Raw genomic sequence first — 13,420 nt, 5'->3', positions numbered from 1 at the left:
ATGTTCACAGCGAAGAACAAGGGCCGGCTCGCCATTGGCGCAGTCGCGGTCGGGGCGGCATTGGCCCTGTCAGGGTGCGCGTCGGGTGATCCACTGGACACCGGATCGGATGCGCCGAGCGACAGCAGCACGATCACCGTCGGCTCGCAGGCGTACTACTCCAACGAGATCATCGCCGAGATCTACTCGCAGGCCCTCGAAGATGCCGGATTCACGGTCGAGCGCCAGTTCAACATCGGCCAGCGCGACGCGTACCTGCCGTCGCTCGAAAACGGTGACGTCGATCTCTTCCCGGAATACACCGGAAACCTCCTCCAGTTCTATAACGCCGAGACGACGGCCACCACGTCTGACGACGTCTACGCCGCCCTCGCCGACGCGCTTCCCGACGGCCTGACTGTGCTCGACCAGGCCGAGGCCACCGACGAGGACTCCTACAATGTCACGTCCCAGTTCGCCGAAGACAACAACCTGGAGAGCCTCGCCGACCTAGCGAACGTGACCACGCCTCTCACCCTCGGCGGCAACGCCGAGCTCGAGGAGCGCCCATACGGCCCCGCCGGGCTGCTCGCCACCTACGGTGCGACCGTCGGGTTCTCGGCCACCGGTGACACCACGGTCGAAGACCTCGTCGCGGGAACTGTCAACATCGCCAACGTCTACAGCGCGGACCCCCGCATCCAGACGGAGAACCTCGTCACGCTCGACGACCCCGAGGGACTGTTCCTCGCGTCGAACGTCGTTCCGCTCGTGAACGCCGACATCGCCGACGAGATCGCTGACGTCATCAACGCCGTCCAGGCCAAGCTGACGGCAAAGGGCCTTGTCGCCCTGAACGTGGAATCCACGGTCGACCAGCAGTCGCCGGCCGACATCGCCACCAAGTGGCTGACGGACAACGACCTGCTGTCGTAGTACCGAGTTCGGAAGGGGGCGGATGCTGCGGCATCCGCCCTCTTTGTCGTTAGGGTCTCGGCGTTAGGTGTCGCTGCTCTCGATGGTGTTCGCGTCACCGTCGCCGCGGCGGCTCATGTGTCGCGCTTCCCTGCGTTCGATGAGCTTCTTGGCGACGAGCACGACGATCGAGAAGACCAGGATGATGCCGACGAACAGGTATCCGGCGTAGTGCAGGCGGTCGATCGAGGCGGTGAAGCTGTCGGCGGCAAGACTTCCCACCGAGACGTAGGCGAAGCTCCAGATCACGCAGGCCGGCAGCGTCCAGGCCATGAACTTGCGATAGCTCATGGTGCTCATGCCGACAGTGACGGGAATCAGCGCATGAAGCACGGGAAGAAACCGTGAGATGAACACGGCGATACCACCACGCCGGTCGATGTAATTCTCGGCGCGGATCCAGTTCTTCTCGCCCAGCCGGCGGCCGAGGCGCGAGGCGCGGATTCTCGGTCCGAAGAAGCGGCCGAGCAGGAATCCGATGCTCTCACCACACAACGCCCCGATGATCACGGTGATGGCGAGGGCGAAGTACTCCAGCGGCCCGTCGACCGCGGTGGCAGCGACGACCACGATCGTATCCCCCGGGATCACGAGTCCGATGAAGATCGAGGTCTCGAGCAGAATGCCGACTCCGGCAAGAATGGTGCGGAGCACGGGATCCACCGATTGCACGATGGCCAGGATCCACGCGAGCCCGCCACTGAGCAGCTCGCCCAGCCATTCGACCGGATTGGCGACCTGTGCGACGAGCTCGAGCACGGTCAGATCTCCCTGCGCAGCGCGTCTAGTCGCGCCCGCCAGGTCGCCAGCCGGCCCGGCTGTTCTGCGAGTTCCGGCCCATCGACCCAGGCCGTGGCGATGCGGATGCCGTGCAGGGCGCTCAGCGCCCAGAGCTCGGTGCCGTCCAGTTCCTCCGGGGTCACAGCTTCTTCGTGCGTGTCGAGACCGAGAGCAGCAGCGAGGGTGAGCGCACTCCGGCTCGTCACACTGTTCACTCGCGCGAGGTCAGCGGGAGGGCCGCACAGGATGTCGCCGCGCCACCACAGCAGCCCGGAATATGCGCCCTCCACCACGAACCCGTCCTCGGAGAGGATCACGGCCTCTGAGGCACCAAGCGGCTGGACGGCGGTGCGGATGCGCAGCATGGCATCGAGATCAGGGCCCTTCACGGACGGCCGGGTGCGCGGATCCGGGCCCGTCCAGGTGGCGAGCACGGCGGCGCGCTGGCGTTCCGGGGCGGTACGCAGCCTGAACAGCAGCCGTCCATTCGCGTGCTTCTCGACCCGGGGAAACCAGTCGCCCTGCGACGGAATGGCGGCGATCGAGGCATCCCAGAACGACTCGGCCTCAGGTGCGTTCTCCAGGAATCGTTCGCGGTGCAGCCCGATCGCGAGCGCGCGACCGTCACTGACGAACCAGGAGTCCGCGGCCACCATCGACGTGTCGATCATGTCGCAGTACTCGAGCGGCACGAGGGCGTCCTCATGCCACCGGGAGATCGACGTGACACTCATAGTCTTAGGGTATGCCCCGCGTGCTGTGTGCTCCCCTTGGTCGCTGGGTCGATCCCGCTGTCGCCTTCCGCGCCATCTGCGGTAACGCGGATGCCGCATTCTGGCTCGACAGCGGCCCCGGTGCCACCACCGGCATGAGCTACCTCGGTCTCGCCTCAGAGGTCGTGTCGGGCTTCGACCGACCGGTGCTGGACTGGCTGCGTGAATCACTGGCGGCGGAGCAGGTGGACGCGTCGGATGCCCCACCCGGATTCTCCCTGGGCTGGGTCGGCTGGCTGGGGTACGAACTGCGCGGGGAGACCATGTCGTTGCCGGTGCAGCGAGAGTCGCGGTATCCGGATGCCACATGGCTGAGGATCGAGCGCGCGCTCGCCTTCGACCACTCGACGGGGGTGGTCACGGCCATGGCCCTCGACGACGCCGAAGCCTGGCGTGCCGAGGTGCTGGTCGCACTCTCGCAGGATGCTCAGCCTCTGCCTGCGCCGGGCGCCCTGGGCGAACCGGCCTGGGCGTATCCGGACGATGAGTATCTGGAGCTGATCGCGCGGTGCCAGCACGCGATCGTGGAGGGTGACGCCTACCTGCTGTGCCTCACGACCGAGGTTCGCGTCGATGGCAGCCCCGACCCGTTCGCAACCTACCTCGCGCTGCGGGAGTCGAGCCCCACCCACCACGGCGCTCTGCTGCAGGCCGGCGGCATCTCGCTGCTCAGCGCGAGCCCTGAACAGTTCCTGGCGGTGAGCCCGGATGGCGTCGTGACGACGAGTCCCATCAAGGGAACCCGTCCCAGGGGGAGCACCGAGGCGGGGGACTGGCGACTCAGGCGCGAGCTCGAGGCCAGCGTGAAGGAACGCGCGGAGAACGTGATGATCGTCGACCTGATGCGTAACGACATCGGGAGGGTGTCGAAGCCGGGCACGGTCGGCGTGACCGGCCTGCTCGCCGTCGAGAGTTACGCCCAGGTGCACCAGTTGGTGAGCACAGTGCGCGGAGAGCTCGAGGATGGCCTCACCGGCGTCGATGCGATCGCAGCGTGCTTCCCCGCCGGGTCCATGACAGGCGCGCCCAAGCTGTCGGCGACCACGATCCTCGATCGGCTCGAGCAGAGACCCCGGGGGATCTACTCCGGGGCCTTCGGCTACCTCGGCTTCGACGGCACGGTCGACCTCGCCATGGTCATCCGGTCGATCATCATCGACCAGGATGGCGCGACCATCGGGACCGGCGGCGGAATCACCGCGCTGTCTGTGCCCGCGGAGGAGCTCGCCGAGACGAAACTGAAGGCGGCGGCGCTGCTCGCAGCCCTCGGAGTGGTCACTCCCTGACGAGAACGAGAGGACCGCACGCGTAACCGGTAGCCTTGACGGGGTCGTTCGCGCTGCCGCGACCGTCCGCGATCAACGGCGATCGTCACCAGCCCCAACCTGAAGTGAGAACCAAGTGACCGAGCCCCGTGATCCAGACCACCGCGACGAGCGTGACGACACCCACGGCTACGACATCGCGGCGATCCAGGCGAAGTGGCAGCCGATCTGGGACGAGCTGAAGCCGTTCGCGACCGACGACCCCGCCGACAAGCGCCCGCGCAAGTACATCCTCGACATGTTCCCCTACCCCTCGGGCGACCTCCACATGGGTCACGCCGAGGCGTACGCCTTCGGCGATATCGCCGCACGCTACTGGCGCCAGCGCGGATTCAACGTGCTGCACCCCATCGGTTGGGACTCATTCGGGCTCCCGGCCGAAAACGCCGCGATCGAACGCGGCATCGATCCCGTCGGCTGGACCTATGACAACATCGCGCAGCAGAAGGCGAGCATGCGCCGCTATGGCGTCTCGTTCGACTGGAGCCGTGTGCTGCATACGAGCGACCCCGAGTACTACAAATGGAACCAGTGGCTGTTCCTCAAGCTGTACGAGAGGGGTCTCGCCTACCGCAAGGAGAGCTGGGTCAACTGGGACCCGAAAGACCAGACCGTGCTAGCCAATGAGCAGGTGCTGCCGGATGGCACCTCTGAGCGTTCAGGGGCGATGGTCGTCAAAAAGAAGCTCACCCAGTGGTACTTCCGCATCACCGAGTACGCCGACCGGCTGCTCGACGACCTGAACCAGCTCGAGGGTTCGTGGCCGGCCAAGGTGCTGTCGATGCAACGCAACTGGATCGGTCGATCCATCGGTGCCGACGTCGACTTCGAGATCGAGGGCAGGGACGGAAAGCTCACCGTCTTCACGACCCGACCCGACACGCTCTACGGCGTCACGTTCATGGTCGTCGCCCCCGACTCCGACCTGGCGGCAGAACTCGTCGCGGGATCCACCCCGGCGGTACAGGAGGCCTTCGCGGGCTACCTCGCCTCGGCCCAGAAGAACACCGAGATCGAACGCCAGGACGCCAACCGGGAGAAGACGGGCATCCCGCTCGAGCGATTCGCGATCAACCCGGTGACCGGTGAGCGCATCCCGATCTGGACCTCGGATTACGTCCTCGCGGACTACGGCCATGGCGCCGTGATGTCGGTGCCGGCCCACGACCAGCGCGACCTCGACTTCGCCATCACGTTCGACCTGCCCGTGCGCGTCGTGCTCGACGTCAACGCGCCGATGACCGGAGCGATCCCGGTGCTCGAACTCGACGAGAACGGCATGGCGATCCTGCCGGATGACCTGCCTCCGCTCGACCCGAAGAACACAGGCAAGGCCCTCATCGGCGACGGTCGCATGATCAACTCGGGCCCGCTCGACGGGCTCAGCAAGAACAACGCCATCAAGAAGGTCATCGAGCAGCTGGAGACCGCTGGCACGGGTCGCGCAGCCAAGACCTACCGGCTGCGTGACTGGCTGATCTCGCGCCAGCGCTTCTGGGGCACGCCCATCCCGATCATCCACGGTGATGACGGCGAGCTCATGACCGTTCCGTTCGACCAGCTGCCCGTCGTGCTTCCCCCGACTGATGGTCTCGACCTCAAGCCGAAGGGGCAGTCGCCGCTGGCCGCCGCGACCGACTGGATCACCGTCGCGGACCCGCGCGATGGACGCCCGGCGCTGCGCGATGCCGACACGATGGACACCTTCGTCGACAGCTCCTGGTACTTCCTGCGCTTCCTGTCGCCGAACGATCTCGATAAAGCCTTCGACGTCGCTGAGGCTGAGAAGTGGGCTCCGGTCGACCAGTACGTCGGAGGGGTCGAGCACGCCATCCTGCACCTGCTGTATGCGCGCTTCATTACCAAGGTGCTCTTCGACCTCGGGTACGTGAGCTTCACCGAGCCGTTCAGCGCGCTGCTGAACCAGGGCATGGTGCTCTCTGAGGGCAAAAAGATGTCCAAGCGCAGCCCGAAAGGTACGACGTTCACCGCCGAGGTCGATAAGCATGGTGCAGACGCACTGCGCCTGACGCTCGCCTTCGCCGGGCCGCCGGAAGACAACATCAACTGGGAGGATGTCTCGCCCGCCGCGTCGGCGAAATTCCTCGCCCGCGCGTTCAGGCTCGCCATCGACGTCACGAGCGTTCCCGAGATCGAGTGGAAGACCGGGGATGTGGCGCTGCGCCGCCAGACCCACCGCTTCCTCGCGGATGGGCCTGCCCTCGCCGAGACCCTCAAGTTCAATGTGCTCGTCGCCCGCATGATGGAACTCACCAACGCCACCCGCAAGGTCATCGACTCCGGCGCCGGCGGAGGCGATGCCGCCGTGCGTGAAGCCGTCGAGGTCATCACGATCGCGCTCAGTATGTTCGCTCCGTTCACCGCGGAAGAGATGTGGGAGCGGCTCGGTTACCAGCCGACGGTGGCTCTAGCGGGCTGGCGCAAAGCGGATCCGACGCTCCTGGTCGAGGAGTCCGTCACCGCCATCGTGCAGGTCGACGGCAAGGTGCGCGACCGCATCGAGGTGGCGCCGAAGATCTCGAGCGACGACCTCGAAGCGCTGGCACGGGCATCCGGTGCCGTCGCTCGGGCCACCGCTGGCAGGGAGATCGTCAACGTGATTGTCCGAGCCCCTCGACTCGTCAACATCGCGACGAAGCCCGCGTAGTCCACCAGGCGTCGCAGGAGGTCAGAGACGGGTCGAGGTCCACGTAGCGTTCGTGCGTGGATGACGTTCCAGACCCGCGGCGACAGCGACGTCGCGTCAGGGTCGGCGCCGTCGTGGTGCTTCTGCTGGTTGCTCTCGCCTGCGCGGTGCTCGTTGCCGCGCTCGGAGACCACGGCACGGCCGCGAACGTCGTCAGGACGCCACCGACGAGCGCCGCGGGGGAGCCAGGCGCAGCGGCATCGGGGTCGGGCGGCACGATCCTCGTGCACATCCTCGGTGCGGTCGAGCGCCCGGGGTTGTACGAACTGGCCGAAGGCGACCGGGCGATCGATGCGGTGGCGGCTGCTGGCGGATTTCTCGACACAGCAGACCAGCGCCAGTTGAACCTGGCCCGGTTCGTCGTCGATGGCGAGCAGATTGCGGTTCCGGCCATCGGCGAGATACCCGATGCAGTCCCCGGTGTTCCCGGGTCGGCTGCCGGGGGCAAGGTGAACATCAATACCGCCGACGAAGCGGCACTCGATACCCTGCCGAGAGTCGGCCCGGCCATGGCGGCCCGCATCATCGCCTACCGCGAAACCAATGGCCGGTTCACGACGATCGAAGACCTGATGAACGTGACAGGGGTCGGCGACAAGACGTTCGAGGGTCTCCGCGACCTGGTCACCGTGTGAGCGTCGACCTCAGGCTCGCTATCCCGGCGGCAGCGGGGTGGCTGGCGGCCGGCGTGATCATCGGCTGGCCCGGCGCGGCGGTTCCCGCCCTCGTGGTGGCGTGGGTCGCCGCGGGCTGCCTGGTCCTCCTCAGGCCTCAGCTGGCTCTTGTGTGTGCGGCGATGGCACTGTGCTGCACGTCTGTCGCACTCCAGGCGCCAGCTCGCGCGCCCGCCGTGCTGGTGGATGCCGCTGCGCACCATGAGCGGATCGACGCGGTCGCCACGGCCACCCAGACCGTGCGGCCGGGCCGTGGCTCTTTCGAGGTGCAGCTGGAGTTCGCGGATGGGGTGCCGGTCTCCGTTCCTGTGCTCGTGTTCGGTGAGGGTCCCGCGAACCGCCTCGGCATCGGAACCGTCATCGGCGTCGAGGGCACCGTCGTGCGAGCCGAACCCGGGGATGATCGTGCGTTCCTCCTGTTCCCCGATGACGCTCCTGTGGTCATCGAATCGCCACCGTGGTACCTCGACTGGGCGAACGGGCTGCGCAGCGGGTTCCTCGCGGCCACTGAGCAACTACCGGGAAACGGAGGAGACCTGCTTCCCGGCCTTGCCATCGGCGACACCTCTGCGGTGTCCACGGAGCTGGACAACTCGATGCGATCGAGTTCGCTCAGCCACCTGACCGCGGTATCGGGAGCGAACTGCGCGATAGTGATCGGGCTGGTGATGCTCGCGGGCGGGGCACTGGGGCTTCCGAGATGGCTCAGGATCGGGGCATCCATGCTGATGTTGCTCGCCTTTGTCGTGCTCGTCACCCCCGAGCCGAGCGTGCTGCGCGCCGCGCTGATGGCCACGCTCGTGCTGCTGGCACTGCTGGGCGGTCGGCCAGCGAGAGGGCTGCCGATCCTGTCTCTCGCCACGCTCGCGCTGCTGGTGATGGATCCCTGGCTGGCCAGGAACTTCGGCTTCGTGCTCTCGGTGCTCGCGACCGCGGGGCTCCTTCTGCTCGCGGGCCCGCTCGCCGGTGTACTGGGGCGCTGGCTGCCGCGCTGGCTGGCCCTGATCATCGCGGTGCCGCTCGCCGCACAACTCGCGTGCCAGCCCGTGATCGTGCTGCTCAACGCCTCACTGCCCACCTACGGAATCGTCGCGAACATTCTCGCTGCTCCCGCGGCACCGATCGCCACGGTTGTGGGCCTGGCCGCGTGCGTCGCGCTGGTGATCCTGCCGCCGCTGGGCACGATCCTGAGCCAGCTCGCCTGGGTACCGTCGGCATGGATCGCCGCGGTAGCGACCTTCTGTGCGGCGGCGCCCGGCGCACAGTTGCCGTGGCCACCAGGAGCGGCTGGGTTGGCACTGCTGGTCTGTGCGAGCGCCTGCGCCGTCGTCGCCGTTCTTGGCCGGGGCCGGTGGCGGCGATGGTCGAAGAAGGCGATCGTCGTGGCGACCGTGCTGTACCTCGCGGCAGTTACCGGCCTGCGAATCGGCGAACAATGGGGCCGTCCCGACGACTGGCAGATGGCCGGGTGTGACGTCGGCCAGGGGGATGCATTCGTCGTCCGAAGTGCGGGAGCGGTTGCCCTCATCGACACGGGTCCTGACCCCGCCCCACTCGCCGCCTGCCTGAAAGACCTCGGCATCGACCGCATCGACCTGCTCGTTCTCACCCACTACGACCTGGACCACATCGGTGGTGTCGATGCCGTGGTCGGCCGAGTCGATGTCGCGATGATCGGTCCCATCGGGGAGCCGGACGACGACGGCATCGCAGCCGCCCTGAGGGCGGGAGGGGCCGAGGTGCAGCAGGTATCGAAAGGTCCGAGCGGGCTGCTCGGCGAACTGCGGTGGCATGTGTTGTGGCCACCGGCACGGCTGTCGGGAATAGAGCCCGGCAATCCGGCCAGTGTGACAGTGGAGTTCGACCCGGTGGGAGAGTGTTTCCCCGGCTGCCTCAGCTCGATGTTCCTCGGTGACCTCGGCGAGGAAGCTCAGAATCGGGTCCTCGCCGCGAATACTGTGCGTCCGGTCGACGTCGTGAAGGTGAGCCACCACGGCTCTGCCGACCAGAGCACACGGATGTACGAGCGGCTCACAGCGCTGGTGGGGATGATCGGTGTCGGCGCAGACAACGGATACGGGCATCCGACTGAGAAGATGCTCGACATCCTTGAGAGCACAGGAACTGCGGCGCTTCGCACTGACCTGCACGGGCTCATCCTGCTCTCACCGGGAAGTAAGCCCGGCTCCGTTGCCGTGTGGAGCGAACGTTAGTCGGCACTGAAGTGTCGGGCCCGCGCAATAGGCTTAGCCGGTGGCAGCCTCCAAAGTCGTGATCCCTCAGCTCGCCTTCAACAAGGTCAGGCCCGCTCCGGTCGTTCTCGTCAGCGGCACGGAGGGTTTTCTGGCGGATCGCGCCATCAGAGCGCTTCGCGAGTTGCTGAAGGCCGAGGATCCGAGTCTCGAGATCCACGATCTCGAAGCCGACCAGTACTCGCCGGGCGAGCTGATCACTCTCGCGAGCCCGTCGCTGTTCAACGAGCCTCGCCTGATCAGGGTCGTGAACGTTGAGAAGTGCACCGATGCGTTCATCACGGAGACGATCGCGTATCTGGCGCATCCCGCGGACGACACGTACGTCATGCTCCGCCATGCAGGGGGAGTGCGCGGAAAGAAGCTGCTCGATGCGATCCGCGGTGGCGCCGGTGGCGGCATCGAGATCATGTGCCTCGAGCTCAAGAAGGACTCAGAAAAGACGGATTTTGCAGCCTCAGAGTTCGCGACGGCCGGTCGCCGCGTGACCGGGGGAGCGCTCCGTTCCCTCGTGTCGGCGTTCTCCGATGACCTCGCTGAGCTCGCGTCTGCCTGCCAGCAGTTGCTCGCCGACGACAGCGACGAGATCACTGAGATCACCGTCGAGCGGTACTATTCCGGCCGGGTGGAGACCAATGCGTTCAAGGTAGCCGACGCGGCCATTGCTGGGCGCACGGGTGAGGCGCTGGTGCTGCTGCGCCACGCCCTGTCGTCAGGGGCGGATCCCGTTCCGATCGTGGCGGCGTTCGCCTCGAAGATCCGCACGATGGCGAAGATCTCGGGTACGAACGCCCCGTCGGGCCAACTCGCGTCGAAGCTCGGTCTCGCGCCGTGGCAGATCGACCGCGGCCGTCGCGACCTTCAGGGCTGGAACGATGAGGGCCTCGGGCACTGCATCGAGGCCATCGCGTCGACCGATGCGCAGATCAAAGGACTCGGTCGCGATCCGGTCTTCGCTCTCGAGCGAATGGTCACCGTCATCGCCGGTCGCGGGTACTAGAGGTTCGACTCGACCCGGATCTGGATTGCCGATCGAATCGTCTTGGCGTTGTCACACTCCGGTGTTCGTAACTCCTGCACGTGTCGGTCCGACGCGTTCGGATCGAGGAGTTTCCGGGAGTCGCAGCCGTAGTGAGCGCGTGCTGCAGGAGTTATGAACCGCGCGGGAGGCACGCGGGCCTCAACGCAGAATGCCCCCGCCGTAAGGCGAGGGCATTCTGTCGAAGACGGTGGTTACAGCGATGCAACCTGCTTGGCGATGGCCGACTTGCGGTTCGCAGCCTGGTTCTTGTGGATGACGCCCTTGGCGGCAGCCTTGTCGAGCTTCTTGCCAGCGACGACGAGCGACGCTGCAGCTGCGGCTTTGTCGCCCGTGGCGATCGCGGTGCGGGCGGCGCGGACGGCGGTCTTGACCTCGCTCTTGACGGCGCGGTTGCGGTCCTGCGACTTCTTGTTGGTCAGGATTCGCTTGATCTGCGACTTGATGTTTGCCACGTTGTTGTACCTTCTCGTTCGTTGAGTGATTATGGGCAGCCGAGGGAATCGTTGTCCTGAGACGACCGATCCTGCTCGATCCCGGCTGCATTCGCATGATCAAAAACCACGCGCAAGCCAAATAGCAACAATACCAGCGCGGTGGAGCTATGGCAATTGCGCCAGCAATTGTGCGACCCCAGCGCCGAACGAGCTTGCGAGCGCGGTGGAGCTATGGCAATTGCGTCAGAGCCTCGAACAGCGCCCGAGTGAATTCCGCTGACCGGGTCACCGACACCATGTGGGTGGCGCCGCTGATGTGCACGAGCGTTGCGCGGGGCGCTGCGGCAAGGTAGGCACGTTCCTGAAGCCTGAAGTGGTCCAGCGTTCCGTTGACGAGGGTGACGGGAACGTCGATGCGTCGCAGCGAGGCGACAGGATGCAGCTGCCTCAGCTCGCGGAGCGCATCATCCATCACCTCCAGCGCCACCCCGCCCCGCAGTACGTCATCGGCGAGCCTCGGGTCCTTCACCGCTGCACGCACGGCCCAGTTGTTGAGTACGAGACCGCGGTCGGGCAGACGGTGGATCGCTTTCGCCGCAATCCGCCAGGAGTCGAGGACGACCCGGTGGGGCTGGGTTCCGCAGCTCGCGGCGAGCAGTCCGGCGATCGGCCGGGCGCCGCGTCCCGCGTAGTGGATGGCGGTGTACCCGCCGAGCGAGAATCCGCACAGCATCACGGGGTGGGCAGCCGAGTCCACGGCCTCTGCGATCGTGGCGACAGCGCCGTCGAGGGTGAAGCGCCCTCCGATCCTCGAGCCGTGCCCGGGGAGGTCGACGGCGATGGCCTCGTGCCCGGCCGCTTCGAGCGCTTCGACCTGGGCGCGCCACATCGTTGCCGAGGTGCGCAGTCCATGAACGAGCACAACGCTGAAGGTCATCGTCCGAGAGTAATAGCCTGTGATCATGCCTTCGATCGCCGCCCACATCGCTGCAGTTCCCGGTAGCGGCATCCGTCGCATCCACGAGATCGCGCTGACGATGGATGACGTGATCTCGCTGGCTGTGGGGGAGCCGGATGTCGCGGTCGCCCCGCACATCGGCGAAGCCGCTGCCGGCGCGTGGCACCGTGACGCCACCAACTACACGGCCAACGGGGGAATAGCACCGCTGCGGCGGGCCATCGTGGACAAACTCGCGCGCGACAACGACGTCCACGTCGACACTGAGCAGGTGTGGGTCACTGTCGGTGCGACTCAGGGGCTGCACCAGGCCATGGCGATCACCCTGGCGCCGGGAGACGAGGTGCTGCTCCCCGATCCCGGTTACACCACCTTCACCATGAACGCCCATATGCTCGGAGCAACGCCAGTGCCGTATCCGCTGCGCGCCGATGCCGGCTTCATGCCCGATGTGGATGACCTCGAAAGACTCGTCACGTCGCAGTCCCGCGCCATCATCGTGAACTCGCCGTCCAACCCGCTCGGCACGGTCTTTCCGCGAGAGCTGCTGCAGCGGCTGCTGGACTTCGCGAGGCGCCACGACCTCTGGGTGATCAGCGACGAGGTCTACGAGGTCTTCACCTGGGACCAGCCCCATGTCAGCATCGCGAGCCTTGACTCGGATGACAGGGTCTTCTCCGTATTCTCACTGTCGAAGACCTACGCGATGACGGGCGCCAGGATCGGGTATCTCGTGACCCCGCCCGGGCTCGCCCATACCCTTCGCACGGTCCAGGAGGCGACCATCAGTTGTGCGAGCGAGCCGGGCCAGTTCGCGGCCCTCGCGGCGATCAGCGGCTCGCAGCAAGCCGTTGTGGAGGCTCGCGAGCACTATCGGGCCAACCTCGCGGCCGCGACGGAACTGCTCGACTCGCGCGGAATCGCATTTCTGCAGCCGGGCGGCACGTTCTATCTCTGGATCGACATGGGCCACGCCTCGGAGGGGGACGTTGCCGGCTGGGCCGAGACCTTCCTCATGAGGGACCGGGTCTCGGTGGCTCCGGGCAGCGCGTTCGGGCGGTCGGGCGAGGGCTGGATCCGCGTCAGCCTCGCGGCCGATCGCGACACTTTGCTGGAGGGTCTCGGGCGGTTGCCCTCCCCGAGACCCGGGGGTTAGCCGGATACCGGGCCGCTGCGCCGATTCTTATCGTTGGGGTATGACAACGACAGCCCCCACCACTTCGATCCACACACCCGCCACCACGTCCGCAGACCGCGCTCTCGGTATCCTCGCGATCGTCTTCGGCATCGCGTCTATCGCTCTCGGTTTCCAGTTCGTTTTCGCTGTAGCCGGACTGGTGCTGGGAATCCTCTCCCTGCGGCGTGAACAGGTCACCAGAGGCCTCGCCATCACCGGCATCATCACGAGCTCGGTAACACTCGCGGGAAGTCTGTTCGGCGCCGCTATCGCGCTCGCCGTATTCCCGTTCATCGCGCTCGCGGCACTCTGGAGCTGACCCGCTCCAGCACATACAACAGGGG

12 protein-coding genes are annotated in these 13,420 nt (G+C 66.4%); 8 read left to right on the top strand and 4 right to left on the bottom strand.

Annotation, left to right across the window (positions count from 1 at the left end; translation table 11 throughout):
• On the top strand, nucleotides 1–915 hold the full coding sequence (locus IWX81_RS04290; protein ID WP_199279986.1) for an ABC transporter substrate-binding protein: 915 nt from the start codon (nucleotides 1–3) through the stop codon (nucleotides 913–915).
• A gap of 63 nt (nucleotides 916–978) precedes the next feature.
• On the opposite strand, the gene IWX81_RS04285 is transcribed toward IWX81_RS04290, so the two are convergent.
• Together IWX81_RS04285 and IWX81_RS04280 are read right to left on the bottom strand one after the other, a co-directional pair.
• On the bottom strand, nucleotides 979–1,671 hold the full coding sequence (locus tag IWX81_RS04285) for a DedA family protein (RefSeq protein ID WP_442977628.1): 693 nt from the start codon (nucleotides 1,669–1,671) through the stop codon (nucleotides 979–981).
• A gap of 44 nt (nucleotides 1,672–1,715) precedes the next feature.
• Nucleotides 1,716–2,468: an aminotransferase class IV gene (locus tag IWX81_RS04280; protein WP_199279985.1), complete on the bottom strand. Its 753-nt coding sequence runs from the start codon at nucleotides 2,466–2,468 to the stop codon at nucleotides 1,716–1,718.
• Between the two features lie 11 nt (nucleotides 2,469–2,479).
• On the opposite strand from IWX81_RS04280, the gene IWX81_RS04275 reads away from it, so the two are divergent.
• From IWX81_RS04275 to holA, 5 genes are all read left to right on the top strand, one after another.
• On the top strand, nucleotides 2,480–3,793 hold the full coding sequence (locus tag IWX81_RS04275; RefSeq protein WP_199279984.1) for an anthranilate synthase component I family protein: 1,314 nt from the start codon (nucleotides 2,480–2,482) through the stop codon (nucleotides 3,791–3,793).
• A gap of 115 nt (nucleotides 3,794–3,908) precedes the next feature.
• On the top strand, nucleotides 3,909–6,500 hold the full coding sequence (gene leuS / locus IWX81_RS04270) for a leucine--tRNA ligase (protein ID WP_199279983.1): 2,592 nt from the start codon (nucleotides 3,909–3,911) through the stop codon (nucleotides 6,498–6,500).
• A gap of 56 nt (nucleotides 6,501–6,556) precedes the next feature.
• Nucleotides 6,557–7,174 carry a helix-hairpin-helix domain-containing protein gene (locus tag IWX81_RS04265; protein WP_199279982.1) on the top strand — a complete coding sequence of 206 codons (618 nt, stop codon included), beginning with the start codon at nucleotides 6,557–6,559 and terminating at the stop codon, nucleotides 7,172–7,174.
• Nucleotides 7,171–9,426: a ComEC/Rec2 family competence protein gene (locus tag IWX81_RS04260; protein ID WP_199279981.1), complete on the top strand. Its 2,256-nt coding sequence runs from the start codon at nucleotides 7,171–7,173 to the stop codon at nucleotides 9,424–9,426. Before IWX81_RS04265 ends, IWX81_RS04260 begins: the two co-directional genes overlap by 4 nt.
• A 40-nt stretch (nucleotides 9,427–9,466) precedes the next feature.
• Nucleotides 9,467–10,465 (top strand): DNA polymerase III subunit delta, encoded by a 999-nt coding sequence (gene holA, locus IWX81_RS04255; protein WP_199279980.1) that lies wholly within the window; start codon nucleotides 9,467–9,469, stop codon nucleotides 10,463–10,465.
• Nucleotides 10,466–10,698: 233 nt separating this feature from the next.
• Here holA and rpsT read toward each other — a convergent pair whose 3' ends face one another.
• Nucleotides 10,699–10,959 (bottom strand): 30S ribosomal protein S20, encoded by a 261-nt coding sequence (rpsT, locus tag IWX81_RS04250; RefSeq protein WP_097060766.1) that lies wholly within the window; start codon nucleotides 10,957–10,959, stop codon nucleotides 10,699–10,701.
• Between the two features lie 211 nt (nucleotides 10,960–11,170).
• The gene (locus tag IWX81_RS04245; protein ID WP_199279979.1) at nucleotides 11,171–11,878 is read right to left on the bottom strand and encodes an alpha/beta fold hydrolase; all 708 of its coding nucleotides are present in this window, start codon (nucleotides 11,876–11,878) and stop codon (nucleotides 11,171–11,173) included.
• A gap of 25 nt (nucleotides 11,879–11,903) precedes the next feature.
• Between IWX81_RS04245 and IWX81_RS04240 the strand changes: the two genes are divergently transcribed.
• Both IWX81_RS04240 and IWX81_RS04235 read left to right on the top strand, forming a co-directional pair.
• Complete coding sequence (locus IWX81_RS04240) at nucleotides 11,904–13,055, top strand: pyridoxal phosphate-dependent aminotransferase (protein ID WP_199279978.1); 1,152 nt, start codon at nucleotides 11,904–11,906, stop codon at nucleotides 13,053–13,055.
• A 40-nt stretch (nucleotides 13,056–13,095) separates the two neighbouring features.
• Nucleotides 13,096–13,395, top strand: a complete 300-nt coding sequence (locus IWX81_RS04235) for a hypothetical protein (RefSeq protein WP_199279977.1) — start codon at nucleotides 13,096–13,098, stop codon at nucleotides 13,393–13,395.
• The last annotated feature ends 25 nt before the right edge of the window (nucleotides 13,396–13,420 follow it).

It is taken from the genome of Salinibacterium sp. CAN_S4, assembly GCF_015752305.1.
Taxonomy (GTDB): Bacteria; Actinomycetota; Actinomycetes; order Actinomycetales; family Microbacteriaceae; genus Rhodoglobus.
Note: the sequence above shows the minus strand (reverse complement) of the source record. Positions and strands in the feature narration are given on the sequence as shown.